Origin of the sequence: Klebsiella sp. 141198 (assembly GCF_050600785.1) — a bacterium.
Lineage (GTDB): Bacteria > Pseudomonadota > Gammaproteobacteria > Enterobacterales > Enterobacteriaceae > Klebsiella > Klebsiella aerogenes.
Genome location: NZ_JAQIRM010000007.1, coordinates 19,318 through 45,916 on the forward strand (window position 1 = coordinate 19,318; position 26,599 = coordinate 45,916).

Genomic DNA, 26,599 nt, shown 5'->3' on the forward strand with positions numbered 1-26,599 from the left:
CCGAAGTCACATTTTTCAAATCAGAAGAGTATTGCTAATGAAAAATATCAACCCAACGCAGACCGCTGCATGGCAGGCATTACAGAAACACTTCGATGAAATGAAAGACGTCACTATCAGCGAGCTTTTCGCCAAAGATAGCGATCGTTTCTCTAAATTCTCCGCTACTTTTGACGATCTGATGCTGGTGGACTTCTCCAAGAACCGCATCACTGAAGAGACGCTGTCTAAGCTGCAGGATCTGGCGAAAGAGACCGATCTGGCCGGCGCTATCAAGTCGATGTTCTCCGGCGAAAAAATTAACCGTACCGAAGACCGCGCGGTACTGCACGTCGCGCTGCGCAACCGCAGCAATACGCCGATTGTGGTTGATGGCAAAGATGTCATGCCGGAAGTCAACGCGGTGCTGGAGAAGATGAAAGCCTTCTCAGAAGCGATTATCTCCGGTAGCTGGAAAGGCTACACCGGTAAACCGATCACCGACGTGGTGAACATCGGTATCGGCGGTTCAGACCTCGGCCCGTTCATGGTGACCGAAGCGCTGCGCCCGTATAAAAACCATCTCAACATGCACTTCGTTTCTAACGTTGACGGCACTCATATCGCCGAAGTGCTGAAAGCGGTGAATCCGGAAACCACGCTGTTCCTGGTGGCTTCTAAAACCTTCACCACTCAAGAAACCATGACCAACGCCCACAGCGCGCGTGACTGGTTCCTGGCGACCGCGGGCGACGAGAAACACGTGGCGAAACACTTCGCGGCGCTCTCCACCAACGGTAAAGCGGTTGGCGAGTTCGGCATCGATACGGCTAACATGTTTGAATTCTGGGACTGGGTTGGCGGTCGTTACTCCCTGTGGTCCGCCATCGGCCTGTCTATCATTCTGTCCGTTGGCTTCGATAACTTCGTCCAGCTGCTGTCCGGCGCCCACGCCATGGACAAACACTTCTCCACCACCCCGGCTGAGAAAAACCTGCCGGTACTGCTGGCGCTGATTGGCATCTGGTACAACAATTTCTTCGGCGCCGAAACCGAAGCGATTCTGCCGTACGATCAGTACATGCACCGCTTTGCCGCTTACTTCCAGCAGGGCAACATGGAATCCAACGGTAAGTACGTTGACCGTAACGGCAACGTTGTGGATTACCAGACTGGCCCAATCATCTGGGGCGAGCCGGGGACTAACGGCCAGCACGCGTTCTATCAGCTGATCCACCAGGGCACCAAAATGGTACCGTGCGATTTCATCGCCCCGGCTATCACCCATAACCCGCTGTCTGACCACCATCAGAAACTGCTGTCTAACTTCTTCGCCCAGACCGAAGCGCTGGCCTTTGGTAAATCCCGCGAAGTGGTTGAGCAGGAATATCGCGATCAGGGTAAAGACCCGGCTCAGCTTGAGCACGTGGTGCCGTTCAAAGTGTTCGAAGGCAACCGTCCGACCAACTCCATCCTGCTGCGTGAGATCACCCCGTTCAGCCTGGGCGCATTGATTGCGCTGTATGAGCACAAAATCTTCACCCAGGGCGCGATCCTCAACATCTTCACCTTCGATCAGTGGGGCGTTGAGCTGGGTAAACAGCTGGCTAACCGCATCCTGCCGGAACTGAAAGATGGCGCGGACATTAGCAGCCACGACAGCTCTACCAACGGTCTGATTAACCGCTATAAAGCCTGGCGCGCATAAGCGCTGCGCAATTAAGCCTGAATGCCGACCCTCGGGTCGGCATTTTTATTTATAGCCGCCGCAGCAGCCTCGCCGGGTTGCCCGCCCAAACGCCTTTCTCAGTGATGGATTTTGTCACCACGCTACCGGCGCCGATGACCACGCCATCGCAGATACTCACCGCCAGAATGGTGGCGCCGCTGCCGATAGACACGTCATTGCCGATTTCAATGCGCCCCCAACTGTCGCGGTCGGCATTCGGTTTGCCATCGCGGAACATGTCGTTGGCGAACATCACGCCGTGGCCGATAAAACAACGTTGGCCGATGGTGACGTACTCGCAGATAAAACTGTGGGACTGGATTTTGCTGTCCGCGCCGATGCGCGTATGCCCCTGAATCTCGACGAACGGCCCGACGAAGACGTTATCGCCGAGCTGGCAATCATAGAGGTTGGCGGGCTGGTATATGACCACGTTTTCGCCGCAGATGACGTTGCGAACGCCGGTATCGCGAAGCGTAAAAGGGGGAATATTTGGCTCATTCGACATGCTGCATTCCTCGTTCGGATCTCATCGTATAGTGCCTGCAAAATGAGCAATGAGGAACGGCGAAAAACGGTGGGGAAGGAGGCTGGAGGTTTCCCCCCAGCCGGGTGATTAACGAGCGAAGGCGATGGCTTCGATTTCGACGCCGGCGTCTTTCGGCAGCCTTGCGACCTCCACGCAGGAACGCGCCGGGAAGGCGGCCTGATGCTCGGTAAAGAAGGCCTCATAAGCGGCGTTGATGGCGGCAAAATCCTGCAGGTCTTTGACAAACACCGTGGTTTTAACAATCTGCCCCACCGTGAGTCCGGCAGCTTCAACGATGGCTTTCACATTTTCCAGCGATTGCCGCGCCTGTTCGGCGATATCGCTGGGCATGGTGCCGTCCAGCGGATTAATCGGTAGCTGACCGGAGGTGATGGTCATCGAGCCGAGATTGACGCCCTGCACGTACGGGCCGATAGCGGCAGGCGCGTCAGCGGTGGTAATAATCATACGGTTTATCCTTCAAACGGTTACATAAAATAATTCAACAGCACCAGCGAGCCGACGCCGCTTACTACCACCCATACCAGGCCTAAACGGAAACTGGCGAGCGTGCAGATAATGGCGGCAATCACCTTCGGATTCTTTAAGTCAAACTCCATGCTGAAATTCACGCTCAGGATCTGAATGGTGATAATGGCCGGCAGGACGGTGACCGGGACGAAGCGCAGCGTTTTGGTCACCCGTTCGGACATCTGGATTTTTCCGGCCAGGCCGATAAACGAAAATCGGATCAGGAAGGTCACGGCGGCCATACCCAAAGTCAGGGCGATAAAGTAGCTATTATTCATGTTCCAGCGCCTCCACGAGCGGCATGTCGGATTCGGCAATCGCTGCCTGTTTACGTTCTTCAGCCAGGTCGACGCACAGCCCGGCGAGCACGCCAAGTACTGAGGCGACGACAATACCCAGGGAGTAGGGCAGGATGACCAACAGCACGCCGGAGACGGCGGCCACCACGGCGGCGACGGTACAGGCCTGGCTTTTTATTTGCGGCACCACGATGGCGATAAAGGCGGCGACCATGGCGAAATCCAGACCATACTTTTCAATATTCGGGAAGGAAGCGCCGACCAGCGCGCCGAGGAAATCGGCCAGTACCCAAATCGCCCAGAAGGTGATCATCGCCGAGCCATAAAACAGATATTTATCCTGCTTATTGCCCTCCATCTCTTTGACGGTGGTGGCGTACACTTCGTCGGTCAGCGCGTAGGACATAAAGCATTTTTTAAAGAAGGATGCTTCACGGACGGTACCGGAAATAGAGGCACTGTACAGTACATGACGTAGGTTAATTATTAATGTGGTGAATATAATAACCCCGAGCGTAGCGCCGGTTTTAAGCATATTTAATGCCAGCATTTGCGCCGAACCGGCAATAACAATCGCCGACCACGCCGTACTCTGCCAGACGCTCATTCCGGCGCTGACGCTTAATGCGCCGACAATAAATGAAAATGGAAAGTCGCCGATGCACAGCGGCATAATGGCGCTGGCGCCACGGAAGATGACTTTTTTATTCATCTGCTATACCTGCTAATTTATAAATAATAATGTGGGTAGGGTAGGTTAATCAGGGCCTGAATGTTCAGGCCCGTTAAATATTATTATTTAGCGACCATAATGCTAATAATTTCTTTATCGGTGAGGGTCATTGGTTTAATCACCAGGCGGCACAGGTTATTAATAGTCTGCTCGACATCGGCGCAGACAATACCATCATTGGCGCCAGCGCAGCTATTTTGCATCGCCATCAGTACCGCCTTAAACGCGCTGGATACCACGGACGAGACTTTCATCGCACAGCTATTAGAGGCGCCATCACAAATCATGCCGGTAATATCACTGACCATATTAATAATCGCGGTGTTAATGGTGTTGATATCGCGGGTAAACAGCCAGGCCATCCCGGCAGCTGCGCCCATGGCGGCGGTTGAGGCCGCGCATAGCGCAGATAAGCGCGTATAACGAGAATGAATTGAGATGGCGGTGAGATGAGATAGAGACAAAGCGCGCGCCAGGGTCTCTTCATCGACGCCGAGATGCTCTGCAACCACCACTACCGGCATGGTTGCCGTAATGCCCTGATTGCCCGAACCGAAGTTAGACATTGCGACCACCGGCGCGCCGCCCATGCGGGCATCTGAAGCGGCGACGGTGTTGATGATCACCTTGCTTAACAGATCGTTGCTCATCAGGCCGTTTTTCACGGCGTCAGAAAAGGTACCGTTAATGTTCAGGCCATATTTTTTGGTTTTGCCTTCTGCCGCCAGCGCGGAGTTTAAGCGCGCGGCTTCAAGAATAAAGCGAATATCATTAAAGTCGGCGCTATTAATAAATTCGTAAGCCTGCTGTAGCGAAAAATTGGGCAGCGTTTCGTGCCGGGCGCGCGCATTCTGTTTTTCGCTTAGTGGTTGCGGCTGGCCATTAATATAAAGCTCGACCACGTTGGTGTGGGTTCCTTTCACCACGACGCGGCAGGTATTCTCGTGATCTGAGAGAGTTAGATCCAGATGAATAAAGTCCGGGGTCTCTTCGACGGCAATATCAACGGCATGATTGGCGATCAGTTTCTGCGCCATTTCGACGTGTAGCGGGGTGATATCTTCCAGCGTTTTTAATCCCTTTTGCGGGTTGCCGCCAAATGCGCCAATTGCGGCGGCCAGCGCTACACCGCAAACGGTGGTGCCGGGAATAGTGACGCCCATCGCGTTTTTATAGAGATTGGCGGAAATAAAACCGCTAATGTTAGTACAAGGGTTTTCTAAATATTGTGCGGCGTAGGCGGCAGCGAAGGAAATAGCGACAGGTTCAGTACAACCTAAAGCCGGGGCAACTTCTTGTTTGAGCCATTTTACGTACAGGGAAGCGTTATCGGAGTCCATAATGATTTAATGTCCAAAATTAAATTTTATTCAACTGCGATAATGCTAAGACAAAGGATGAGAAAAATCTTACCCTAATAGCCATATAAATAATGCGGATTAGAGAAAAATTTTATCTTGTGGCAGGTTTTAAGATATAACTGTTTCAAATGGTAAATATTTTAAATTTCAGTTGGTTATTTGGTTTTGTCCTAAGCGTAACGGATGATTTGGTTAACTTGCTCACAGCGTTGCGGGAAGTAAAATTTTCTCTTAGTTGCATTTACCGCGTTGAAGGACCGATGCTGCTCGCAAAGCGAAGTAGATCTGGATCACACTTTTGCGCTATACAGATCAACAACGTTCATGCATTTGAGGTGTCACTATGCCGTCGGTATATCGTCCGCTGGTTAATTTTGTTGCGAAGGCCATGCAGGCCGTGCTGAACCTGGCGCTGCTGTGTCTGGGAATCATTCTGGTGGTGTTCCTGGGAAAGGAGACCCTGCATCTGGCGCACGTGCTGTTTACGCCGGAGCCGGTGAGTAAGTACAAGCTGGTTGAAGGGCTGGTGGTCTATTTTCTCTACTTCGAGTTTATCGCGCTGATTGTGAAATACTTTGAGTCCGGTTTTCACTTCCCGCTGCGTTATTTCGTCTATATCGGTATTACCGCGATTGTGCGGCTTATTATCGTCGACCATGAGTCGCCGATGGCGGTGCTGATTTACTCTGCGGCGATCCTTATCCTGGTGATTACCCTGTGGTTGTGTAATTCCAACCGTCTGAAACGGGAATAAAAAAAGCGGCCTCCAGGGCCGCTTGACCGACAATCACAAATGAAATTTATGTAGGGTCCAGTAGAGGATTGCAGTGGCATTTGCCCTACTTTTTCAGGGAGAGGTGGGCTGCCGTACCCGGTTGGGGTCGCGTACCACATCCCACCCTCTCTGAAATTTGGGGCGATAAAACAAGGGACTAACATGATGAAACTTAACCTTTCACCCCGCCCGCCGTCAGGCCGTTAACCAACCAGCGCTGAGCCAGCAGGAAGACGACGGTAATCGGAATCGCCGACAGTACTGCCGCGGCGGCGAAGTCACCCCACAGGTAGTTCTGCGGATTGAGATACTGCTGCATCCCGACAGCCAGGGTATAGCTGTTTACATCGCGTAGCAGCAACGAGGCCACCGGCACTTCGGTAATCGCGGCGATGAACGACAGAATAAACACGACCGCCAGAATCGGTACCGACAGCGGCAGCAGCACCAGGCGGAAAGCCTGCCATGGAGTGGCGCCATCCAACGCGGCCGCTTCTTCCAGTGAGCCATCGATAGTTTCGAAGTAGCCCTTAATTGTCCAGACGTGCAGCGCGATACCGCCCATATAGGCGAAGATCACCCCGCCGTGAGTGTTGAGGCCGACGAAAGGCAGATATTGACCGAGGCGGTCGAACAACGCATACAGCGCCACCAGCGACAGCACCGCCGGGAACATCTGGAAAATCAGCATCCCTTTGAGCAGCGTCGCTTTACCCGGGAAGCGCATACGGGCGAAAGCGTAAGCGCAGGTGGTGGAGAGGGCGACGATGCCGATCGCAGTAATCCCGGCCACCTTAATTGAGTTCCACAGCCACAGCAGGACCGGGAACGGCGGCGGCGTTACCCGGCCATCGGCGTGTTCGACGCTGAAGCCTAATGCCAGACGCCAGTGCTCCCATGAGATGGTATCCGGGATCAGACTGCCGGTCGCGAAGTTGCCTTCGCGCAGCGAGATAGCGATAACCATCAGCAGCGGAAACATAATCGCGGCGATAAAAATCAGTAGCAGGAGATGCGTGGTAAATAAACGTAGCTTCTGCGATTTGGGTTGGACCATAGCCATTGTCGTTATCTCCCTTAATCAAACTTCATGCGCGTGGCTTTCAGATTCACAATCGCTAACGCCCCAACCAGCAGGAAGATAAGCGTGGCGATAGCCGCCGCCAGGCCGAAGTCCTGACCGCCGCCGCCTTCAAAGGCGATACGATAGGTGTAGCTCACCAGCAGGTCGGTATAACCGGCTGGCGTGGTGGTGCCGAGACGGTCCGGGCCACCGTTGGTTAACAGTTGAATCAGCACGAAGTTGTTAAAGTTAAAGGCGAAGCTGGCAATCATCAGCGGCGTGAGCGGTTTGATCAGCAGCGGTAGCGTAATTTTAAAGAAGTTCTGGAACGGGCCCGCGCCATCCATCGCCGACGCCTCGTACAGATCGTCCGGAATCGCCTTCAGCAGCCCCATGCACAGAATCATCATGTACGGGTAGCCCAGCCAGGTGTTGACGATGATGATCATCGTGCGTGCGGTGGTTGGGTCGCTAAACCAGGCTGGTTTAATGCCGAACAGCGCGCTCAGCATCATGTTGATTTCACCAAAGCTCTGGTTAAACAGCCCTTTGAAAATCAGTATTGAGATAAATGACGGCACTGCATACGGCAGAATCAACAACACGCGGTAAATCGCTTTGCCCTTCAACGCTTCCCACTGCACCAGGCAGGCCAGCACCATTCCCACGGCGACGGTCAAAATCACCGTCAGCACCGAGAACACCACGGTCCAGACGAAAATGGCGAAGAACGGTTTCTGGATCCCTTCATCCTGGAAAACGCGGGTGAAGTTATCCCAGCCGATGGTAACGGTATAACCCGGGCTCAGCTTCTCATTGCCCCAGCTGCCATCGGCATTGATGGATTGATAAAAGCCGATGTCGGCGTTAGGGCGATATTTTACGCCGCTTTGGTTGTTAGTGAGCGTGCCGTCGTTGGCCAGCGCGTACAGCGGTTGGGTACCGGAGAACTGGCGCAGTGAACTCATAATCACTTTGCTTTCATCCGGCAGCACGGCGGTCAGTTGGTTCAGCGCGGCGCGGTTCTGGGTGATTACGCGTAAATTCGCGCGTTCGCCTTGCGGCAGGGCATCGGCTTCTTTTAACGCCAGCTTCTGCTCGCCGCCAAATTTAAAGGCCTCAGAGAGATAATTTTTACCGCTTTCACCGTCCGTCAGCGCCAGCTGCCACTCATCGCCTGCCGGGTAGAGTGAGAAGTTATAGGCTTTGCCGGCCTGGAAAGAACGATCCATCAGTACCTGTTGGGCGCGTTCAAAGGTGAGCTGGTTGGTGCTGCTGTAGTTGGTGAAGGCGATGGCAATGGTGCAGATCAGCGGGAACAGAACAAACAGCCCCATCCCGGCGAGACCCGGATAAACGTAACGCCAGGCATAGGCCTTGCGATTGGAAAAGATATACAGGCCAACTGAGCTTAAAATCAGCGTCATGATGGCGAACAGGTACTCCCCCTGGGCGTACATTAAAACAACAAGGTAACCCACCAGCAGGCACAGCAAACCAATCACAGACCATGTGAGTTGCGGGCTTTGCCACCAGTGTTTCTTTTTAACGGCATCCATGGGGATCATCCTCTACAACGTTAAATATCTGTCGACAAAAGTGCCTGATGGCGCTGCGCTTATCAGACCTACTGGGTGCGTAGGCCGGATAAGGCATTTATGCCGCCATCCGGCACGTGTGCGACGGTATTACTTGGTGATACGGCCCTGTGCATCCTTCAGTGCGGCATCGACGGTCTGACGGCCGCTTGCGGCGTTGATAACCGCGGTACGGACGGCATACCAGAATGCAGACATCTGCGGAATGTTCGGCATGATTTCGCCTTTCTGCGCGTTAGCCATGGTGGCGGCGATACGCGGGTCTTTTTCCAGCTTCTCCTGGAAGGATTTCAGCGCCACGGCGCCCAGCGGTTTATCGTTGTTCACCGATTCCAGGCCCTGATCGGTCATCAGGTAGTTTTCAAGAAACTCTTTCGCCAGTTCTTTATTCGGGCTGGCGGCGTTAATCCCGGCGCTCAGTACGCCAACGAATGGTTTAGACGGTTTGCCTTTGAAGGTCGGCAGCAGAGTAACGCCGTAGTTAACCTTACCTTTGTCTATGTTCGACCACGCCCACGGACCGTTGATGGTCATCGCGGTTTCGCCTTTGTTGAACGCCGCTTCCGCGATGGAGTAGTCGGTGTCGGCATTCATGTGTTTATTCTTGATGAGGTCGACCAGGAAGGTCAGACCGGCTTTTGCCCCGGCGCTATCGACGCCGACGTTTTTCACGTCGTATTTGCCGTTTTCAAACTTAAACGCGTATCCGCCATCGGCGGCAATCAGCGGCCAGGTGAAGTACGGTTCTTGCAGGTTGAACATCAGCGCGCTCTTACCTTTCGCCTTCAGCTCTTTATCCAGCGCAGGGATCTCTTCCCAGGTTTTCGGCGGGTTCGGGACCAGGTCTTTGTTATAAATCAGCGACAGGGCTTCCACTGCCACCGGGTAAGCGATCAGTTTGCCGTTGTAGCGTACGGCATCCCAGGTGAACGGATAGAGTTTGTCCTGGAACGCTTTATCCGGGGTGATTTCCGCCAGCAGACCGGACTGCGCGTAGCCGCCAAAACGGTCATGCGCCCAGAAGATGATATCCGGGCCGTCGCCGGTCGCCGCAACCTGCGGAAACTTCTCTTCCAGCTTATCCGGATGTTCTACGGAAACTTTAATGCCGGTATCTTTTTCGAACTTTTTACCCACTTCAGCGAGGCCGTTATAGCCTTTATCGCCGTTAATCCAGATAACCAGCTTACCTTCTTCAATTTTTGCGAGGGCAGAGGCGGAAAACATCATCGTCGTCAATGCAGACAGCGCGAGGATGCGAGCGCCAGTTTTGATTTTCATATACCCGTCCTATTTGGTGATGTGCTCGTGGATACACTTGAGTGGTTTAACGCTGATGAGTTTCCTTTTTTAACAACCTCTTTCCATCCTCCCTATGTCTACGCCCCGCCCGCTGTTTATGTGATCCGCATTGCAGAAATGCCGGTAATGGGCCCTGGAGCACATAAAAAAGCCACCGTTTTTGTCGCTTCGATCACGAAATGACCCTTTGCCGGGAACTTCCGGCGGCGAGAGGCAATTTCTCATCCTCCCGTCTCCTCCCCCATCAAAAACCCGGGGGGTGGAGGATTTGCCAACGTAATGAATGCCGCATAGTCAGCCCATCTTGAATGTGTCTTTAAGTGACAGGTTGTAACGAAGGGAGAAGGGCATGGCGAGCGTACAGCTACGAAATGTAACGAAAGCCTGGGGCGACGTGGTGGTATCTAAAGATATCAATCTCGAGATCCAGGATGGGGAGTTCGTCGTGTTTGTAGGACCGTCGGGCTGCGGCAAATCCACCCTGCTGCGTATGATTGCCGGACTGGAAACGGTCACCAGCGGCGATCTGTTTATTGGCGATACCCGAATGAACGATGTGCCGCCCGCCGAGCGCGGTATCGGCATGGTATTCCAGTCTTATGCGCTCTATCCCCACCTTTCCGTTGCCGAAAACATGTCTTTTGGCCTGAAGCTGGCCGGGGCGAAAAAAGAGGTGATTAACCAGCGCGTGACTCAGGTCGCCGAAGTGTTACAGCTGGCGCACCTGCTGGAGCGTAAGCCGAAAGCGCTCTCCGGCGGCCAGCGTCAGCGCGTGGCCATTGGCCGTACCCTGGTCGCCGAGCCGCGGGTTTTCCTGCTTGATGAACCCCTGTCCAACCTTGATGCCGCACTGCGCGTGCAGATGCGTATCGAAATCTCCCGTCTGCATAAGCGCCTTGGCCGCACGATGATTTACGTCACCCACGATCAGGTGGAAGCCATGACCCTGGCCGACAAAATCGTGGTGCTGGATGCCGGCCGCGTCGCGCAGGTCGGGAAACCGCTGGAACTCTATCACTATCCGGCAGACCGCTTTGTCGCGGGCTTTATCGGTTCGCCGAAGATGAACTTCCTGCCGGTCAAAGTCACCGCGACCGCCATCGAACAGGTACAGGTCGAACTACCGAACCGCCAGCAGGTCTGGCTGCCGGTAGACAGCGCTCACGTTCAGGTCGGCGCCAATATGTCTTTGGGTATCCGCCCTGAACACCTGCTGCCGAGCGACATCGCCGATGTCACCCTCGAGGGCGAAGTGCAGGTGGTCGAACAGCTTGGTCACGAAACGCAAATTCATATCCAGATCCCCGCCATCCGTCAGAACCTGGTGTACCGCCAGAATGACGTGGTGTTGGTAGAAGAGGGAGCCACATTCGCCATCGGTTTGCCGCCGGAGCGCTGCCATTTATTCCGTGAGGATGGCACCGCTTGTCGTCGGTTGCATAAAGAGCCGGGCGTATAAGGTTCCCCATTAAAAGAAGACGCGAACCCAGCGCGCAGCCAACGATGCGGCGGCCGACGGGGAAGTGTTCAAAGAAAAGCAATGATCTCAGGAGATAGAATGATGATTACTCTGCGCAAACTTCCACTGGCGGTAGCCGTTGCGGCGGGCGTGATGTCTGCCCAGGCGCTGGCTGTCGATTTCCACGGTTACGCCCGTTCCGGTATTGGCTGGACCGGCAGCGGCGGCGAACAGCAGTGCTTCCAGGCCACCGGCGCTCAAAGTAAATACCGTCTCGGTAACGAATGTGAAACTTACGCTGAACTGAAACTGGGCCAGGAAGTGTGGAAAGAGGGCGATAAGAGCTTCTACTTCGATACCAACGTTGCCTACTCGGTATCGCAGCAGAACGACTGGGAATCTACCAGCCCGGCCTTCCGTGAAGTTAACGTGCAGGGTAAAAACCTGATCGACTGGCTGCCGGGATCAACCCTGTGGGCCGGTAAGCGCTTCTATCAGCGTCATGACGTTCACATGATCGACTTCTACTACTGGGATATTTCCGGTCCAGGCGCCGGTATCGAAAACATCGATCTGGGCTTCGGTAAACTCTCTCTGGCCGCCACTCGTTCTTCTGAATCCGGCGGCTCGGCAACCTATGCTGACCGCGATCCGCTGACTGGCGAACGCGTTTACGATCATCTGGTACCGAACGACGTCTTCGACGTGCGTTTAGCGCAGATGGAAACCAACCCAGGCGGTACGCTGGAGCTGGGCGTGGACTATGGTCACACCAACGTGCCGGATGACTACTACCTGCAGCCGGATGCATCGAAAGATGGCTGGATGTTCACCGCTGAACATACCCAGAGCATCCTGAAAGGCTACAACAAATTTGTTCTGCAGTACGCGACCGACGCCATGACCTCCAACGGTAAAGGCGTACCGCAAGGCGGCAGCATCAATAACGATGGTTCCATGTGGCGTGTGCTTGACCACGGCGCGGTCTCTCTGGCGGACGATTGGGACATGATGTACGTCGCCATGTACCAGGACGTCAACCTGGACAACAACAACGGTACCAAATGGTGGACCGTCGGCGTACGTCCTATGTACAAATGGACGCCGATCATGAGCACCCTGTTGGAAGTCGGCTACGACAACGTCAAATCGCAGAAAACCGGCGACAGCAACAACCAGTACAAAATCACCCTGGCGCAACAGTGGCAGGCGGGCGACAGCATCTGGTCCCGTCCGGCAATTCGTCTGTTCGCCACCTACGCGAAGTGGGATGAGAAGTGGGGTTACACCGATAGCGGTGTTGCCATGCGCGATACCTCTGGTACCGGCATCAACACTTCCAGCCGCGGCGACAACGATGAGTGGACCTTCGGCGCCCAGATGGAAATCTGGTGGTAATGCAATCCGCATCATGATGAGTAAAGAGGGGCGGCAGCCCCTCTGTTTTCGGCCCAGCGCGCTATTGCCTGGCTAACGCTCGGCCATAGGAATTGAGGTGATAACAATGAATATGAAGAAAAGTCTCGTTGCCCTCTGCCTGTCCGCCGGCCTGCTGGCCAGCGTACCCGCAGTCAGTTTTGCTGATGTCAATTTCGTGCCGCAGAATACCTCTGCCGCGCCGTCAATCCCGGCTTCCTCGCTGCAGCAGTTGACCTGGACGCCGGTCGATCAATCGAAAACCCAAACCTCCAAAGTGGCGATCGCCGGACAAACGTTGAATGTCCCCGGTATCGCCGGGCCGGTGGTGGCCTATAGCGTACCGGCCAATATCGGCGAGTTAACCCTGACGCTGACCAGCGAAGTCGACAAACAGACCAGCGTCTACGCGCCAAACGTGCTGATCCTCGATCAGAGCATGACGCCGTCCGCCTTCTTCCCGAGCAGCTATTTTACCTATCTGGAGCCGGGCGTAATGAGCGCCGACCGCCTGGAAGGAGTAATGCGCCTGACGCCGGCGCTGGGACAGCAGAAAATTTATGTGCTGGTGTTTACCACTCCTCAGGATCTGCAGCAGACCACTAAATTAATCGACCCGGCGAAAGCCTACGCGAAAGGCACCGGTAACGCGGTGCCGGACATTCCGGATCCGATCGCTAAACATACCACTGACGGCACCTTGAGCCTGAAGGTGAAAACGTCTTCGAGTTCCAGCGTGCTGGTGGGCCCGCTGTTTGGATCTTCCGGCCCTGGCCCGGTGACCGTCGGTAATACCGCGGCGCCGGTCTATAACGCCCCGTCCGCTGCGCCTGTTGTCGCGCCGGCTGCTGCCGCCCCAGCGGCGAAAAGCGAACCGATGCTTGACGATACCGAAACCTACTTCAACAACGGTATCAAGAAAGCGGTGAAACAAGGCGATATCGACAAAGCCCTGAAATTGATGAACGAAGCTGAGCGCCTCGGCTCGAAATCTGCTCGTTCCACCTTTATCAGCAGTGTAAAAGGCAAGGGGTGACCGTCTCCCCACAATGCTGATGTTTAGGCACAGCCTTTAGGTGCGTCCGCCTGGACGCACTTTTTTTTATCGCGCAGCGGCAACTGTTGCATGCCTGTTGCGCGGATGATCGTATATTGACGTTTGCCCGCCCTCAAAACGCTATTCTGCGATACAATGCCTGCACGTTTTGTACCGGAGAATCAGGCATGCCACATCCTGCGCTTACGCAACTGCGTGCGCTGCGCTATTTTGCCGCCATACCCGAGCTGGACGCGCCGCTGCGCGACTGGCTGTTGCTGGAAGACTCAATGACCAAACGCTTTGAGCAACAAGGGAAAAAGGTCACCGTGACCATGATTAACGAAGGTTTCGTCGGGCGCGACGCGCTGGCGGGCGAAGAATCCCTGCTGCCGGAAGAAGCGCGTTATTGGCTCCGGGAGATCATTCTTTGCGCTGATGGCGAACCCTGGCTTGCCGGTCGTACCCTCGTGCCGGAATCGACGCTATGCGGCCCGGAATTAGCCCTGCAGCAGCTGGGGCAGACGCCGCTGGGCCGGTATCTGTTTACATCGTCGACGTTAACCCGTGATTTTATTGAGATTGGTCGTAGTGCACAGCTGTGGGGGCGACGTTCCCGTCTCCGGCTGAGCGGCAAACCGCTGCTGCTGACAGAGCTTTTTCTGCCTGCATCGCCATTGTATTAAGAGGAAGAGAAAATGGAGTGGAGTCTGACGCAGAATAAGCTGTTGGCGTTTCACCGCCTGATGCGTACTGACAAACCAATCGGCGCGCTATTGCTGCTGTGGCCGACGCTGTGGGCGTTATGGGTGGCTTCACCCGGGGTGCCGCCGTTGTGGATACTGGCGGTGTTTGTCGCTGGCGTCTGGTTGATGCGCGCCGCCGGCTGCGTGGTGAATGACTATGCCGACCGTAAATTTGATGGTCACGTTAAGCGTACAGCTCGTCGCCCGCTACCAAGCGGCGAGGTCACCGAAAAAGAAGCGCGCATATTGTTCGCGGTACTGGTGGGGCTCTCCTTCTTGCTGGTGTTGACGCTCAATACCATGACCATCCTGCTGTCGGTCGCGGCGCTGGCGCTAGCCTGGGTCTACCCCTTTATGAAGCGCTATACCCATCTGCCGCAGGTGGTGCTGGGCGCGGCCTTTGGCTGGTCGATCCCGATGGCTTTCTCGGCGGTGAGTGAAGCGCTGCCGCTCAGCTGCTGGCTGATGTTCCTCGCTAATATTCTGTGGGCGGTCGCTTACGATACCCAGTATGCGATGGTCGATCGCGACGATGATGTCAAAATTGGCATTAAGTCGACGGCGATCCTGTTCGGTGAAAACGATCGTTTGATTATCGGTATTCTGCAGGTTGCCGTGCTGGTATTGATGGGCGCGGTGGGCTGGCTGAATGGGCTGAACTGGGAATTCTACTGGTCGCTGTTTATTGCGGCAGGATTGTTTGTCTGGCAGCAGAAGCTTATCTTCAAGCGCGAACGCGATAACTGCTTCAAAGCGTTTATGAATAATAACTACGTTGGGCTGGTGCTGTTTCTCGGTCTGGCGATGAGTTACCTGCAGTAAATCCTTCTTTCCCCGACTCGCGCCGCGAGCCGGGGAACAGAAGCCGCAATATTATGCGTCGTCCTGAGCGGCGCTCTCAATCGTCAAACGTACATCTGACGTAATCAAATCCGCCAGCATCTGGTAGACCTTCAGGGTCTCTGCCGGCTCGGCATCGCCGGTATCGCTGATGTAGCCTTCGTCACGCAGGGTCAGCACCAGGGTACTGAACACCGCCTTATCGAAGAACTCCGGCGCGTTGATACCGTGCAGTACCGACAGACGCTGCGCCATGGTGCGGCTCTCTTTTTCCAGCGTACTGCGGTTGATGGACGGGTTGGCGCTCAACAGCCAGAAGGTGATCGCGTAGCGCTGTAACGTCTCGCGCGCGCCGGCGGCCAATAGCTGCAGGGAACGAGAGTGCGCCGGGTTGACGCTCATCTCATCGCCATTCAGCACCACCAGGCCCTGACGCTGCATTTCCGCCATCAGCGCATCGATAACGCCCGCCAGTTCTGCTTTTTCCCAGCGCAGGAACAGCTCGGCTTTCAGGAACGGATAGAACATCTCGACATGACGCAGCACTTCGCTACGGGAGATGCGGCGATGCTGGGTCACGATAGCGGCCAGCAGCGACGGCATCACCAGCATATGGGCGATGTTGTTGCGATAGTAGGTCATCAGCACCGCCTGCTCGCGCGGCAGGATGATGATATCGCCGATGGTGTCTTTCTCGACTTCGAACTTGTTCATCTGCAGCGCGTGGTCGATAAGCTCGCTGGCGGAAGCCGTCGGCGCGGTCGAATCGGTGGAGTACGGCACGTTACGCAGCAGGTCGAGGTAGCAATCCAACTGCTGGGTCAGCTGCTCACGGGTCAAAGAACGCTGACGCGACGCCAGAAGCGCCGTACAGCACAGGTTCATGGCGTTGGCCGCCCCGGCATTATTGATGCGCACCATCAGATCGGCGGCGATATTATTCACCGTCGGCGTCAGCCAGGAAGGGCGGACGGCTTCGATAGGATCGATGGCTTCGCGCCATTCCGGCACGTGCTGATTGAGGTAGGTCATCAGCGGCAGCGGTTCGCCGAAGTTAACGTAGCCCTGGCCGAGATTACGCAGCTTGCTGAGGCCGCGCACCATCTGCGGCAGGCTCTCTTTTTCTTTTGTCGCGCCGCGCAGCTCTTTGGCGTAGGTACCGACTTCCATCACGTGCTCGTAGCCGATATAAATCGGTACCAGGGTGATGGGGCGGCTACCGCCGCGCAGCATCGCCTGGATAGTCATCGACAGGGTGCCGGTTTTCGGATCCAGCAGGCGGCCGGTACGGGAACGCCCGCCTTCGACAAAGTATTCCACCGAATAACCACGGCTGAACAGCTCGCCAAGATATTCGCGGAATACCGTGGAGTAGAGCTTGTTGCCCTTAAAGGTACGGCGAATAAAGAAAGCGCCCAGGCGGCGGAAAATCGGCCCGGCCGGCCAGAAGTTGAGGTTTATGCCGGCGGCGATATGCGGCGGCACCAGACCCTGATGATAGAGCACATAGGAGAGCAGCAGGTAGTCCATGTGGCTACGGTGACAGGGCACATAGACAATCTCATGGCCATCATGCGCCAACTGGCGTACGCGCTCGGCGTTATGCACGTTAATCCCCTGATACAGACGGTTCCAGGTAAAGCCCAGAATACGGTCAGTCAGGCGGATCATTTCATAAGAGAAGTTAGCGGCAATCTCTTCCATCAGCGCGATGGCGTTCTGCTGGGCCTTCTCGTGAGAAATCTTCTTGCTGCGCGCTTCATCTTCTACCGCGCGGGCGATAGCTTTCGATGCCAGCAGCTTGTTGAACAGATCCTGGCGGGCAGGGAGGCGCGGGCCGACGGCGGCCAGACGTTGACGGGCAAAGTGCATACGCGCCACGCGGGCCAGCTTCTGGGCGATGATTTTATCGGTCCCGTGCTCATCCGCCATGCGGCGCAGAGAGACAGAAGGCGAGAAACGCACGAAGCTATCGCGGCCAAGCCAGGAGACGGCGAAGAATTTCTGAATACCGTTAAGCATCCGCAGCGGCGGATTCTCTTCGCCTTTTTCACGACCCGGCGCGCGGCCGAACATGACCGACACCGGTACCATTTGCACGTCGAGGTCGGGATGATTACGGTGCAGATCCAGGTAGTCGTGGAACAGCTTGATGGACTCTTCTTTCGGCGTGTAGTAGGTAAACACGCGCGGACCGCCGTGGATGAAAACGTAGCGCGGCAGCAGTGTGCCGTCGATTTCCAGCGGTTCAAAAGGGTCGGGTAAATCATGCGCCAGGCACTGGGCGCGCAGGGTCAGCAGGTCCGCCTTGGAGTTATAAGGCAAGACGTACATTATCGGACGCGAGGTATCGAGCCCTAATTCCTGAGCAGGTTCTGCCGGAATAGACTTGCTTTTTACCAGCACCCGTAATGGTAAATTCAGTAATTTATAGTAAATTCGTTGCCAGCCGGACATAAACGATGTGAAGCCTCTGGTTAATCATGCAAATGCGCGGCAAGAATAACAGAAAGCGTACAAAATTTCCGTTGTCACACGGCAAACACGTACACTCAGCGACGTCATTTACATTAAAAGGTTCTTTTTGATGGCCAATAATACCACTGGGTTAACCAGAATCATTAAAGCAGCAGGTTATTCCTGGAAAGGTTTCCGCGCGGCGTGGGTGAACGAAGCCGCTTTCCGCCAGGAAGGCGTCGCCGCTATTGTGGCCGTGGCGATAGCCTGCTGGCTGGATGTCGATGTCATTACGCGAGTCTTGCTCATTGGCTCGGTCCTGTTAGTGATGATAGTCGAAATTCTAAACAGCGCGATTGAAGCGGTGGTTGACCGAATCGGGCCTGAGCATCATGAGCTTTCCGGGCGCGCCAAGGATATGGGTTCGGCGGCGGTACTGCTGGCGATAATCATCGCGTTGATCACCTGGACCATGCTTTTGTGGTCGCATTACCGCTAAGTCTTGTCGGCAACGCTCGCAAAACGCAAAGAATCTCCTGATTTTTATATGATATGTGGTTCCAAAATCACCATTAGCTGTATATACTCACAGCATAACTGTATATACACCCAGGGGGCGGAATGAAAGCGTTAACGACCAGGCAGCAAGAGGTGTTTGATCTCATCCGGGATCACATCAGCCAAACGGGCATGCCGCCGACGCGTGCGGAAATTGCTCAGCGCTTGGGGTTCCGTTCCCCGAACGCGGCGGAAGAACACCTCAAAGCGCTGGCGCGTAAAGGCGCGATTGAAATCGTCTCCGGCGCTTCACGCGGCATTCGTCTGCTGACGGAAGAAGAACATGGCCTGCCGCTGATTGGCCGCGTCGCCGCGGGCGAGCCGCTGTTGGCGCAGCAGCATATTGAAGGTCACTACCAGGTTGATCCAGCGATGTTTAAACCGAATGCCGACTTCCTGCTGCGCGTTAGCGGGATGTCGATGAAAGACATCGGTATCCTCGACGGCGATCTGCTGGCGGTGCATAAAACTCAGGACGTGCGTAACGGCCAGGTCGTCGTCGCGCGTATCGATGAAGAAGTCACCGTAAAACGTCTGAAAAAGCAGGGCAACGTCGTTGAACTGCTGCCGGAAAACAGCGAGTTTTCCCCAATCGTCGTCGATCTGCGCCAGCAGAGCTTCACCATTGAAGGTCTGGCCGTCGGCGTGATCCGTAACGGTGAGTGGCTGTAACTCCCGTCCTAACGCAGCGTCATCATGATGCATGACGCTGCGATGTTCCTCCTCTGTCTGGTCCCTCTTCATGCTGCTCAACGCCGCCGATAAAGCACTGTGGCGCCTCGCGCTACCGATGATTTTCTCTAACATTACCGTTCCGCTGCTTGGGCTGGTCGATACTGCCGTTGTCGGCCATCTCGATAGTCCCGTCTATCTTGGCGGCGTCGCCGTCGGCGCGACGGCCACCAGTTTCCTCTTTATGCTGCTGCTGTTCCTGCGAATGAGCACCACTGGCCTTACCGCTCAGGCCTATGGGGCCAAAGATCCGCAGCGGCTGGCACGCGTGCTGGTACAACCGCTGATCCTGGCGCTGGCCGCCGGGCTGCTCATCGTTCTGTTCCGCATGCCGCTCATTGACCTCGCGCTGCATATCGTCGGCGGCAGCGAGGCGGTACTGGAACAGGCCAGGCGGTTCCTTGAAATCCGCTGGCTCAGCGCCCCGGCGTCGTTGGCCAACCTGGTGCTGTTAGGGTGGTTGCTTGGCGTCCAGTACGCTCGCGCCCCGGTCATCCTGCTGGTGGTCGGCAACTTGCTGAATATCGTGCTCGATCTGTGGCTGGTGATGGGGCTGCATATGAACGTGCAGGGGGCGGCATTGGCGACGGCGCTGTCGGAATACGCCACCTTTATCATCGGCCTGCTAATGGCGAAACGGGTGCTGGCGCTACGCGGCGTGACGTTTGCCATGTTGAAAGAGGCGTGGCGCGGCAATATGCGGCGCCTGCTGGCGCTTAACCGCGACATCATGCTGCGTTCGCTGTTGCTGCAGCTCTGCTTTGGCGCCATCACCGTCTTCGGCGCCCGTCTTGGCAGCGACGTGGTGGCGGTCAATGCGGTACTGATGACCATGCTGACCTTTACCGCTTACGCGCTGGACGGTTTTGCCTATGCCGTCGAAGCCCATTCCGGGCAGGCCTACGGCGCGCGTGACGGTAGCCAACTGCTGGAAGTCTGGCGCGCGGCCTGTCGGCAATCGGGAATGGTCGCGCTGGCGTTCGCGCTGATCTATAGCGTGGCGGGTGAGCATATCGTCGCGCTATTGACCTCTATCCCATCATTGCAGCAGCTGGCAGACCGCTATCTGTTCTGGCAGATGATCCTGCCGGTGATTGGCGTCTGGTGTTATCTGCTGGATGGCATGTTTATTGGCGCGACGCGCGGCGCGGAGATGCGTAATAGCATGGCGGTAGCCGCCGCGGGGTTTGCGGTGACGTTGCTCTCTGTGCCCATGCTCGGCAATCACGGCCTGTGGCTGGCGCTGGCGGTGTTCCTCGCGCTGCGTGGAATTTCGCTGGCGCTCATCTGGCGCCGCCACTGGCAGCGTGGCACCTGGTTTAATTAACCCTCCTGAATGTAAGTATCCCGGCTGAGCGCAGCGCGAGCCGGGAAAATTCCCCCAGCGTTTTTAATCGGCATGATGGTTAAAAATTCCGAATAACGAATCGGCGTCAGCATTGTCATCTATAGTTATTACCATGTCCGGAACAAAACGGGCTGTTAACCCACCGAATCATGAGGACGTAATGATGAATAAAGACGAAATCAGCGGTAACTGGAAACAGTTGAAAGGTAAAGCCAAGGAACAGTGGGGTAAACTGACCGATGACGATATGACGGTCATTGAAGGGAAGCGCGATCAGCTAGTCGGTAAAATTCAGGAACGCTACGGCTATGCGAAAGATCAGGCCGAAAAAGAGGTGTCTGACTGGGAGCGTAAGAACGATACGCGCTGGTAGCGAATTCTGTTTTGACCCCCTGTTTATGCCTGTCTAACGGCATAGCGATATGCCGTAGCTTCCCGCTGACGTCGCCCGACTCAGCGGGCTTTCTTTTTAATCTGGATAGTATGATCGTGATGGCAGTGTTCGCGAGTACTGCAGGCTTCGACTTCCACGCAGGCCGCGCACAACCCATGTGCTTCAATCACATTATGCCGTAGAGCAAAGCCCATTCTGGCCGCCAGCGTATGCATGATATCTTCTACGCCTTCCGCACACTCTTCTTTGACCACGCCGCAGCGATCGCAGATAAACATCGCCGAACTGTGGGTGGGCTGATCGAAAAGGTGGCACAGCACATAGCTGTTGGTCGATTCCACTTTGTGCACAAAACCTTGCTCCAGCAGAAACTCCAGCGCGCGATAGACCGTCGGCGGCTTCGCCTGCGGCTCTTTTTCTCGCAGCAGATCCAGCAGATCGTAGGCGCTAATCGCCCCTTGCTGCAGGCTCATCAGACGCAACACTTCCAGACGCTGCGGGGTCAGGCGTACGCCACGTTGCACGCAAAGCTTTTCAGCCTGCGCTAACATTTCTTGCGAAGTGGTGTTATCCATGAGCATCCTCTGGTTGCGTGATGTTGAAACTGTTACTTTATCACGAACCAGGTAAAACGCCGAGATCCTGCAAGCTTTGCTATACCTGATGTATCTCATTTTCGGGAGAAAACGATGAAACGACCTGATTGCATTCGACATTGGCGCGAACTGGAAGGTGCGGATGATTCCACCTACCCCGATAGTCACGAGCTTTTTTCTATTGGCGCGCCTCTTGCCCGCGGCCTACGGCTAAATCGGCTGGGCATCCATCATGAACGCTTACCGCCGGGACGAAGAACCTCTTATCCGCATGCGGAAAGCGATGAAGAAGAGTTTATCTATGTGCTGGAAGGTTTTCCGGAAGTCTGGATCAATGGCTATCTATGGAAGCTGGAGCCGGGCGATAGCGTTGGTTTTCCGGCGGGAACTGGCGTATGTCATACCTTCCTGAATAATACCGAGCAGGAGGTGCGGCTGCTGGTCGTTGGCGAAGCGAATAAAAAGCACAACCGTATTTACTATCCGTTGAACCCGGGTTATGCCGCGACTCGCCAGGACCGCTGGGTAGATCACCCTCCGCAGTTCTTTGGCCCGCACGACGGTAAACCGCGTAAAATATAGGCCACATTTTCACCATGGTGCGTGGCGTTCGACGCTATGCGCCGTGGTTTGTGTTTGTGCTATAGTAGCGCCCCTTTTTACCCGGATGCTTATTTATTCGCCATGATGCCAGAATCCACGTCTACCGCTTTTGCCGCCCACCGTTTTTCTATCGCGCCCATGCTCGATTGGACCGACAGACATTGCCGCTACTTCCTGCGTCTGCTGTCGCGCCATACTCTGCTGTACACCGAAATGGTCACCACCGGCGCGATAATTCACGGTAAAGGCGACTACCTGGCCTATAGCGAAGAAGAACATCCGGTAGCGCTGCAGTTGGGCGGTAGCGATCCTGCGGCGTTAGCGCAATGCGCGAAGCTCGCCGAGGCGCGCGGCTATGATGAGATTAACCTCAATGTAGGTTGCCCCTCTGACCGCGTGCAAAACGGGATGTTTGGCGCCTGTCTGATGGGCAATGCCGCGCTGGTGGCGGACTGCATCAAAGCGATGCGCGACGTGGTGTCGATTCCGGTTACGGTAAAAACCCGTATCGGGATTGACGATCGGGATAGCTATGAATTCCTCTGCGATTTCATAGAGACCGTTTCCGGCAAAGGCGAGTGTGAAATGTTCATCATTCACGCGCGTAAAGCCTGGCTTTCCGGCCTGAGTCCGAAAGAGAACCGCGAAATCCCGCCGCTGGATTATCCGCGCGTCTGGCAACTGAAACGTGATTTTCCGCATCTGACGATGGCGATTAACGGCGGAATTAAATCTCTGGCAGAGGCTAAACAGCAGCTTGAGCATATGGACGGCGTGATGGTGGGGCGCGAAGCCTATCAAAACCCGGGCATTCTGGCTTCTGTGGATCGCGAGATTTTCGGCGTCGACGGCGCGGATGCCGATCCGGTGGCGGTGGTGCGCGCAATGTATCCCTATATCGAGCGAGAGCTCAGTAGCGGTACCTATCTTGGCCATATCACCCGCCATATGTTGGGATTGTTCCAGGGGATCCCCGGCGCGCGTCAGTGGCGCCGCTATCTCAGCGAAAACGCCCACAAAGCGGGCGCCGATATTAACGTGCTGGAGCACGCGCTGAAGCTGGTTGCCGATAAACGTTAAACTTTTCGCTAAAAACTGGTCTATTTCGCCACGCCCTACAGCACTGCTGTGGGGCGTTTTGTTTTAATTCAATGAGTTATATCTGGCACGATTCTTGAAATAGCCAATCAGCTATCTGGTTATTTATTTCGGGAGAAGACCATGCTGGAACTCTTATTTGTTATTGGCTTTTTTGTCATGTTGCTGGTCACCGGCATCTCGCTGCTTGGCATTATTGCCGCGTTGGTCGTCGCCACCGCGCTGATGTTCTTTGGCGGCCTGTTCGCATTAATGTTTAAGCTGCTACCCTGGTTGCTGCTGGCGGTGGCCGTCGTATGGGTCATTCGGGCGATAAAATCGCCGACCACAACCCGCTATCGCCGCGAAGATCGCTGGCGCTACTAAGCCATCATTTTGGGGATTGAGCGGTGTGTCACAACCTGAGTAATTTTGCATAAAACAGCGTAGGCATTGCGTATTAAATCTGTCACTATTAGCGCGATAACGAATTCATCGCGCTGTACCCTACATACAGCCGAACAAAAAAAGTCAGGGCCTCCTTCGGGAGGCCCTAAACTTTTCCGGCGATCTCATCCCGTTACGGTAGCAGCAGGCTCGATCCCTCGGTCACCCGGCTTTCCAGGATCTCATGCGCGCGTCTGGCGTCACGCAGGGCGTATTTCTGATTATCCGCCACATCGACTTTGATCACGCCGCTGGCGATCAGCGAAAATAGCTCGTTGCTGGCTTCCGTCAGCTCTTCCCGGTTGGTGATGTAGCCTTGCAGAGAAGGGCGGGTCACATACAGTGAGCCTTTCTGATTGAGGATACCCAAATTCACGCCGGTTACCGGGCCAGATGAATTGCCGAAGCTGACCATCAGACCACGCCGCTGAAGACAATCGAGCGAGGCTTCCCAGGTATCTTTACCCACGGAATCGTAAACCACGGCGACTTTTTTACCGCCGGTTAGCGCTTTGACGCGCTCGGCAATATTTTCTTCGCGATAGTTAATGGTTTCCCAGGCGCCGGCCTGCCGGGCGCGCTGCGCTTTTTGCTCGCTGCCGACGGTGCCGATAAGTTTCGTCCCAAGCGCTTTCGCCCACTGGCAGGCAATCAGCCCCACGCCGCCCGCCGCCGCGTGGAACAAGAAAGTTTCATTGGCTTTTATTTCATAGGTTTTGCGCAGCAGATACCAGACGGTCAGCCCTTTAAGAAACGAGGCGGCGGCCTGCTCAAAGGAAATCGCATTCGGCAAAATCGCCGCTTTATCGGCATGTACGTTATGCACCGAACTATAAGCGCCAAGCGCGGACTGGGCATACACCACCCGATCGCCAACGTTGATATGTTTAACGCCGCTGCCGATTTTAGTAACGATACCGGCGGCTTCAGTGCCCAAACCGCTCGGCAGTGAGGGCGGTGGATACAAGCCGCTGCGGATGTAGGTGTCGATATAGTTGATACCGATAGCTTTGTTTTCTACCTGGATTTCGTGCTCGGCAGGATCGTTAGGGGTAAACTCGACCGCATGCAGAACCTCGGGGCCTCCGTGCGCGGGAAATTCAATTCGTGTTGCCATGTTTGCTCCTGTGCTGTTCTGATGTTATTGAATAAGCTTAACAGTCCGCTGCACAGGTGAGGGATTTTATTGCCGCGGATTTGATGAGGCGTACAAGGATAGCTTGCGGCTGTTGTACGGGCGCAGGAGTGAAGGACATGGAGCGTTTATGCTGAATTATAATTTTGACTACATTATTACCTTGATGGTTATGATGTTAGTGGTAGCGGCAGCGATGGTGTGTTTGATGTTGTTGTCGTTAAAGTCCAATAACCACAGAAAATTTTTTATTTTTGTCTGTATGGCGATGGCGCTATTGGTTACGATGGCTTTCCATTATGGATGATAGCGTTCATCCATCAATTCCTCTTTCAGAAAATAGCGGTTCTATTGCGGCAACACGTTTACCGCTGTAGTGTCACGCTCAATTGCGTATCGGTGAATTCTTAAGTTATGGCAGGAAATAAACCCTTCAATAAACCACAGACAGAACCTCGCGAACGCGATCCGCAGCTCGCCGGGTTGAAAGTCCCGCCGCACTCGATTGAAGCGGAACAGTCGGTGTTGGGCGGTTTAATGCTGGATAACGAGCGCTGGGACGACGTCGCCGAAAGGGTGGTGTCGGAAGATTTCTATACCCGTCCGCATCGTCATATCTTTACCGAGATGGCGCGCCTGCAAGAGTCAGGCAGCCCGATTGACCTGATCACTCTCGCGGAGTCGCTGGAGCGTCAGGGGCAACTGGATAGCGTCGGCGGCTTCGCCTACCTGGCCGAGCTCTCTAAAAATACGCCAAGCGCGGCGAACATCAGCGCGTATGCCGACATCGTGCGCGAACGCGCGGTGGTGCGTGAAATGATTTCGGTGGCCAACGAGATCGCCGAAGCCGGTTTCGACCCCCAGGGGCGCACCAGCGAGGACCTGTTGGATCTGGCGGAATCCCGGGTATTTAAAATTGCCGAAAGCCGGGCCAATAAAGACGAAGGGCCGAAGAACATCGCCGATGTGCTCGATGCCACCGTCGCCCGTATTGAACAGCTGTTCCAACAGCCGCATGATGGCGTCACCGGGGTGAATACCGGCTATGACGACCTCAATAAAAAGACCGCTGGGTTACAGCCTTCGGATCTGATTATCGTCGCCGCGCGTCCATCGATGGGTAAGACGACATTTGCGATGAACCTCGTGGAAAACGCAGCGATGCTGCAAGATAAGCCGGTATTGATCTTCAGTCTGGAGATGCCCTCCGAGCAGATCATGATGCGTTCTCTGGCCTCGCTATCGCGCGTCGATCAAACCCGTATCCGTACCGGTCAACTGGACGATGAAGACTGGGCGCGGATCTCCGGCACGATGGGTATCTTGCTGGAAAAACGTAATATCTATATCGATGACTCCTCCGGCCTGACGCCGACCGAAGTGCGTTCGCGCGCCCGCCGTATCGCCCGTGAGCACGGCGGTATCGGTCTTATCATGATCGACTACCTGCAGCTGATGCGCGTACCGTCGCTCTCCGACAACCGTACTCTGGAGATCGCCGAAATCTCCCGCTCGCTGAAGGCGCTGGCAAAAGAGCTGCAGGTGCCGGTGGTGGCGCTGTCGCAGTTGAACCGCTCTCTGGAACAGCGCGCCGATAAACGTCCGGTCAACTCCGACCTGCGTGAATCCGGCTCTATTGAACAGGATGCCGACTTAATCATGTTCATCTACCGTGATGAGGTTTATCACGAGAACAGCGACTTAAAAGGTATTGCTGAAATTATCATTGGTAAACAACGTAACGGCCCGATCGGTACGGTACGACTGACCTTTAACGGCCAGTGGTCGCGTTTCGATAATTATGCCGGCCCTCAGTATGACGATGAGTAAACCTCCGTCTGTCTTTTTTTAAGGAA

Annotated in this window: 26 protein-coding genes; 15 read left to right on the top strand and 11 right to left on the bottom strand. The window is 55.1% G+C overall.

Annotation, left to right across the window (positions count from 1 at the left end):
- Positions 1-37 precede the first annotated feature (37 nt).
- The gene (gene pgi, locus PGR10_RS21420) at positions 38-1,687 is read left to right on the top strand and encodes a glucose-6-phosphate isomerase (protein WP_411326036.1); all 1,650 of its coding nucleotides are present in this window, start codon (positions 38-40) and stop codon (positions 1,685-1,687) included.
- Between the two features lie 49 nt (positions 1,688-1,736).
- Here pgi and PGR10_RS21425 read toward each other — a convergent pair whose 3' ends face one another.
- The 5 genes from PGR10_RS21425 to PGR10_RS21445 all read right to left on the bottom strand — a co-directional run bounded on the left by PGR10_RS21425 (position 1,737) and on the right by PGR10_RS21445 (position 5,140).
- Positions 1,737-2,216, bottom strand: a complete 480-nt coding sequence (locus PGR10_RS21425) for an acyltransferase (RefSeq protein ID WP_087858849.1) — start codon at positions 2,214-2,216, stop codon at positions 1,737-1,739.
- 108 nt (positions 2,217-2,324) lie between these two features.
- Positions 2,325-2,705 (bottom strand): RidA family protein, encoded by a 381-nt coding sequence (locus PGR10_RS21430; RefSeq protein ID WP_430924078.1) that lies wholly within the window; start codon positions 2,703-2,705, stop codon positions 2,325-2,327.
- Between the two features lie 20 nt (positions 2,706-2,725).
- Positions 2,726-3,046 (bottom strand): AzlD domain-containing protein, encoded by a 321-nt coding sequence (locus tag PGR10_RS21435; protein WP_430924079.1) that lies wholly within the window; start codon positions 3,044-3,046, stop codon positions 2,726-2,728.
- Positions 3,039-3,779, bottom strand: a complete 741-nt coding sequence (locus PGR10_RS21440) for an AzlC family ABC transporter permease (RefSeq protein ID WP_015368777.1) — start codon at positions 3,777-3,779, stop codon at positions 3,039-3,041. The genes PGR10_RS21435 and PGR10_RS21440 overlap by 8 nt, the downstream gene beginning before the upstream one ends.
- Before the next feature lie 83 nt (positions 3,780-3,862).
- Positions 3,863-5,140 carry a serine dehydratase subunit alpha family protein gene (locus PGR10_RS21445; protein WP_430924080.1) on the bottom strand — a complete coding sequence of 426 codons (1,278 nt, stop codon included), beginning with the start codon at positions 5,138-5,140 and terminating at the stop codon, positions 3,863-3,865.
- A gap of 364 nt (positions 5,141-5,504) precedes the next feature.
- On the opposite strand from PGR10_RS21445, the gene psiE reads away from it, so the two are divergent.
- Positions 5,505-5,915, top strand: a complete 411-nt coding sequence (gene psiE, locus PGR10_RS21450; RefSeq protein ID WP_015368775.1) for a phosphate-starvation-inducible protein PsiE — start codon at positions 5,505-5,507, stop codon at positions 5,913-5,915.
- 193 nt (positions 5,916-6,108) lie between these two features.
- Here the strand turns inward: psiE and malG are convergent, their stop codons facing one another.
- The 3 genes from malG to malE all read right to left on the bottom strand — a co-directional run bounded on the left by malG (position 6,109) and on the right by malE (position 9,878).
- The gene (gene malG, locus PGR10_RS21455) at positions 6,109-6,999 is read right to left on the bottom strand and encodes a maltose ABC transporter permease MalG (RefSeq protein ID WP_015368774.1); all 891 of its coding nucleotides are present in this window, start codon (positions 6,997-6,999) and stop codon (positions 6,109-6,111) included.
- Positions 7,000-7,013: 14 nt separating this feature from the next.
- Positions 7,014-8,558: a maltose ABC transporter permease MalF gene (gene malF, locus PGR10_RS21460; RefSeq protein WP_015368773.1), complete on the bottom strand. Its 1,545-nt coding sequence runs from the start codon at positions 8,556-8,558 to the stop codon at positions 7,014-7,016.
- Between the two features lie 129 nt (positions 8,559-8,687).
- Positions 8,688-9,878, bottom strand: coding sequence for a maltose/maltodextrin ABC transporter substrate-binding protein MalE (gene malE, locus PGR10_RS21465; RefSeq protein ID WP_087858845.1), 1,191 nt, complete (start codon positions 9,876-9,878; stop codon positions 8,688-8,690).
- A 370-nt stretch (positions 9,879-10,248) separates the two neighbouring features.
- Here malE and malK point away from each other — a divergent pair, with 370 nt between their 5' ends.
- From malK to ubiA, 5 genes are all read left to right on the top strand, one after another.
- Entirely contained in the window at positions 10,249-11,358 is a 1,110-nt protein-coding gene (gene malK, locus PGR10_RS21470) for a maltose/maltodextrin ABC transporter ATP-binding protein MalK (RefSeq protein ID WP_015368770.1), read from the top strand.
- 99 nt (positions 11,359-11,457) lie between these two features.
- A complete protein-coding gene (locus tag PGR10_RS21475; protein WP_015368769.1) occupies positions 11,458-12,756 on the top strand; it encodes a maltoporin in 1,299 nt (432 codons plus the stop codon).
- A 106-nt stretch (positions 12,757-12,862) separates the two neighbouring features.
- Positions 12,863-13,810 carry a maltose operon protein MalM gene (malM, locus tag PGR10_RS21480; protein WP_087858844.1) on the top strand — a complete coding sequence of 316 codons (948 nt, stop codon included), beginning with the start codon at positions 12,863-12,865 and terminating at the stop codon, positions 13,808-13,810.
- Between the two features lie 188 nt (positions 13,811-13,998).
- Positions 13,999-14,496: a chorismate lyase gene (ubiC, locus tag PGR10_RS21485; protein ID WP_087858843.1), complete on the top strand. Its 498-nt coding sequence runs from the start codon at positions 13,999-14,001 to the stop codon at positions 14,494-14,496.
- A 12-nt stretch (positions 14,497-14,508) separates the two neighbouring features.
- Complete coding sequence (gene ubiA / locus PGR10_RS21490) at positions 14,509-15,378, top strand: 4-hydroxybenzoate octaprenyltransferase (protein WP_045396790.1); 870 nt, start codon at positions 14,509-14,511, stop codon at positions 15,376-15,378.
- Between the two features lie 51 nt (positions 15,379-15,429).
- Here the strand turns inward: ubiA and plsB are convergent, their stop codons facing one another.
- Positions 15,430-17,853, bottom strand: a complete 2,424-nt coding sequence (gene plsB / locus PGR10_RS21495; protein WP_087858842.1) for a glycerol-3-phosphate 1-O-acyltransferase PlsB — start codon at positions 17,851-17,853, stop codon at positions 15,430-15,432.
- A gap of 130 nt (positions 17,854-17,983) precedes the next feature.
- Here plsB and PGR10_RS21500 point away from each other — a divergent pair, with 130 nt between their 5' ends.
- From PGR10_RS21500 to PGR10_RS21515, 4 genes are all read left to right on the top strand, one after another.
- Complete coding sequence (locus tag PGR10_RS21500; RefSeq protein ID WP_087858841.1) at positions 17,984-18,352, top strand: diacylglycerol kinase; 369 nt, start codon at positions 17,984-17,986, stop codon at positions 18,350-18,352.
- Positions 18,353-18,474: 122 nt separating this feature from the next.
- Positions 18,475-19,083, top strand: a complete 609-nt coding sequence (gene lexA, locus PGR10_RS21505; RefSeq protein WP_015704040.1) for a transcriptional repressor LexA — start codon at positions 18,475-18,477, stop codon at positions 19,081-19,083.
- 70 nt (positions 19,084-19,153) lie between these two features.
- On the top strand, positions 19,154-20,470 hold the full coding sequence (gene dinF / locus PGR10_RS21510; protein ID WP_430924081.1) for an MATE family efflux transporter DinF: 1,317 nt from the start codon (positions 19,154-19,156) through the stop codon (positions 20,468-20,470).
- Positions 20,471-20,654: 184 nt separating this feature from the next.
- The gene (locus PGR10_RS21515; RefSeq protein ID WP_015704042.1) at positions 20,655-20,864 is read left to right on the top strand and encodes a CsbD family protein; all 210 of its coding nucleotides are present in this window, start codon (positions 20,655-20,657) and stop codon (positions 20,862-20,864) included.
- 80 nt (positions 20,865-20,944) lie between these two features.
- Here PGR10_RS21515 and zur read toward each other — a convergent pair whose 3' ends face one another.
- On the bottom strand, positions 20,945-21,460 hold the full coding sequence (zur, locus tag PGR10_RS21520; RefSeq protein ID WP_015368760.1) for a zinc uptake transcriptional repressor Zur: 516 nt from the start codon (positions 21,458-21,460) through the stop codon (positions 20,945-20,947).
- A 114-nt stretch (positions 21,461-21,574) separates the two neighbouring features.
- Here zur and PGR10_RS21525 point away from each other — a divergent pair, with 114 nt between their 5' ends.
- From PGR10_RS21525 to pspG, 3 genes are all read left to right on the top strand, one after another.
- Positions 21,575-22,063, top strand: coding sequence for a cupin domain-containing protein (locus PGR10_RS21525; RefSeq protein WP_015368759.1), 489 nt, complete (start codon positions 21,575-21,577; stop codon positions 22,061-22,063).
- Between the two features lie 102 nt (positions 22,064-22,165).
- Positions 22,166-23,164 (top strand): tRNA dihydrouridine(20/20a) synthase DusA, encoded by a 999-nt coding sequence (gene dusA, locus PGR10_RS21530; protein ID WP_087858839.1) that lies wholly within the window; start codon positions 22,166-22,168, stop codon positions 23,162-23,164.
- A 141-nt stretch (positions 23,165-23,305) separates the two neighbouring features.
- Complete coding sequence (pspG, locus tag PGR10_RS21535) at positions 23,306-23,548, top strand: envelope stress response protein PspG (RefSeq protein WP_045396775.1); 243 nt, start codon at positions 23,306-23,308, stop codon at positions 23,546-23,548.
- A gap of 193 nt (positions 23,549-23,741) precedes the next feature.
- On the opposite strand, the gene PGR10_RS21540 is transcribed toward pspG, so the two are convergent.
- A complete protein-coding gene (locus PGR10_RS21540) occupies positions 23,742-24,725 on the bottom strand; it encodes a quinone oxidoreductase (protein ID WP_430924082.1) in 984 nt (327 codons plus the stop codon).
- Positions 24,726-25,157: 432 nt separating this feature from the next.
- On the opposite strand from PGR10_RS21540, the gene dnaB reads away from it, so the two are divergent.
- Complete coding sequence (gene dnaB / locus PGR10_RS21545) at positions 25,158-26,573, top strand: replicative DNA helicase (RefSeq protein ID WP_015368755.1); 1,416 nt, start codon at positions 25,158-25,160, stop codon at positions 26,571-26,573.
- The last annotated feature ends 26 nt before the right edge of the window (positions 26,574-26,599 follow it).

Excerpts from the sequence above, each read along its gene's own strand:
- malK (WP_015368770.1), top strand. The coding sequence starts at position 10,249 with ATGGCGAGCGTACAGCTACGAAATGTAACGAAAGCCTGGGGCGACGTG.
- PGR10_RS21430 (WP_430924078.1), bottom strand. The coding sequence starts at position 2,705 with ATGATTATTACCACCGCTGACGCGCCTGCCGCTATCGGCCCGTACGTG.
- ubiC (WP_087858843.1), top strand. The coding sequence starts at position 13,999 with ATGCCACATCCTGCGCTTACGCAACTGCGTGCGCTGCGCTATTTTGCC.
- lexA (WP_015704040.1), top strand. The coding sequence starts at position 18,475 with ATGAAAGCGTTAACGACCAGGCAGCAAGAGGTGTTTGATCTCATCCGG.
- PGR10_RS21525 (WP_015368759.1), top strand. The coding sequence starts at position 21,575 with ATGAAACGACCTGATTGCATTCGACATTGGCGCGAACTGGAAGGTGCG.
- PGR10_RS21540 (WP_430924082.1), bottom strand. The coding sequence starts at position 24,725 with ATGGCAACACGAATTGAATTTCCCGCGCACGGAGGCCCCGAGGTTCTG.
- zur (WP_015368760.1), bottom strand. The coding sequence starts at position 21,460 with ATGGATAACACCACTTCGCAAGAAATGTTAGCGCAGGCTGAAAAGCTT.
- PGR10_RS21425 (WP_087858849.1), bottom strand. The coding sequence starts at position 2,216 with ATGTCGAATGAGCCAAATATTCCCCCTTTTACGCTTCGCGATACCGGC.
- PGR10_RS21440 (WP_015368777.1), bottom strand. The coding sequence starts at position 3,779 with ATGAATAAAAAAGTCATCTTCCGTGGCGCCAGCGCCATTATGCCGCTG.
- pgi (WP_411326036.1), top strand. The coding sequence starts at position 38 with ATGAAAAATATCAACCCAACGCAGACCGCTGCATGGCAGGCATTACAG.
- PGR10_RS21435 (WP_430924079.1), bottom strand. The coding sequence starts at position 3,046 with ATGAATAATAGCTACTTTATCGCCCTGACTTTGGGTATGGCCGCCGTG.
- malM (WP_087858844.1), top strand. The coding sequence starts at position 12,863 with ATGAATATGAAGAAAAGTCTCGTTGCCCTCTGCCTGTCCGCCGGCCTG.
- pspG (WP_045396775.1), top strand. The coding sequence starts at position 23,306 with ATGCTGGAACTCTTATTTGTTATTGGCTTTTTTGTCATGTTGCTGGTC.
- PGR10_RS21515 (WP_015704042.1), top strand. The coding sequence starts at position 20,655 with ATGAATAAAGACGAAATCAGCGGTAACTGGAAACAGTTGAAAGGTAAA.
- dnaB (WP_015368755.1), top strand. The coding sequence starts at position 25,158 with ATGGCAGGAAATAAACCCTTCAATAAACCACAGACAGAACCTCGCGAA.
- PGR10_RS21500 (WP_087858841.1), top strand. The coding sequence starts at position 17,984 with ATGGCCAATAATACCACTGGGTTAACCAGAATCATTAAAGCAGCAGGT.
- psiE (WP_015368775.1), top strand. The coding sequence starts at position 5,505 with ATGCCGTCGGTATATCGTCCGCTGGTTAATTTTGTTGCGAAGGCCATG.
- dusA (WP_087858839.1), top strand. The coding sequence starts at position 22,166 with ATGATGCCAGAATCCACGTCTACCGCTTTTGCCGCCCACCGTTTTTCT.
- malG (WP_015368774.1), bottom strand. The coding sequence starts at position 6,999 with ATGGCTATGGTCCAACCCAAATCGCAGAAGCTACGTTTATTTACCACG.
- ubiA (WP_045396790.1), top strand. The coding sequence starts at position 14,509 with ATGGAGTGGAGTCTGACGCAGAATAAGCTGTTGGCGTTTCACCGCCTG.
- malE (WP_087858845.1), bottom strand. The coding sequence starts at position 9,878 with ATGAAAATCAAAACTGGCGCTCGCATCCTCGCGCTGTCTGCATTGACG.
- dinF (WP_430924081.1), top strand. The coding sequence starts at position 19,154 with ATGCTGCTCAACGCCGCCGATAAAGCACTGTGGCGCCTCGCGCTACCG.
- malF (WP_015368773.1), bottom strand. The coding sequence starts at position 8,558 with ATGGATGCCGTTAAAAAGAAACACTGGTGGCAAAGCCCGCAACTCACA.
- PGR10_RS21475 (WP_015368769.1), top strand. The coding sequence starts at position 11,458 with ATGATGATTACTCTGCGCAAACTTCCACTGGCGGTAGCCGTTGCGGCG.
- plsB (WP_087858842.1), bottom strand. The coding sequence starts at position 17,853 with ATGTCCGGCTGGCAACGAATTTACTATAAATTACTGAATTTACCATTA.
- PGR10_RS21445 (WP_430924080.1), bottom strand. The coding sequence starts at position 5,140 with ATGGACTCCGATAACGCTTCCCTGTACGTAAAATGGCTCAAACAAGAA.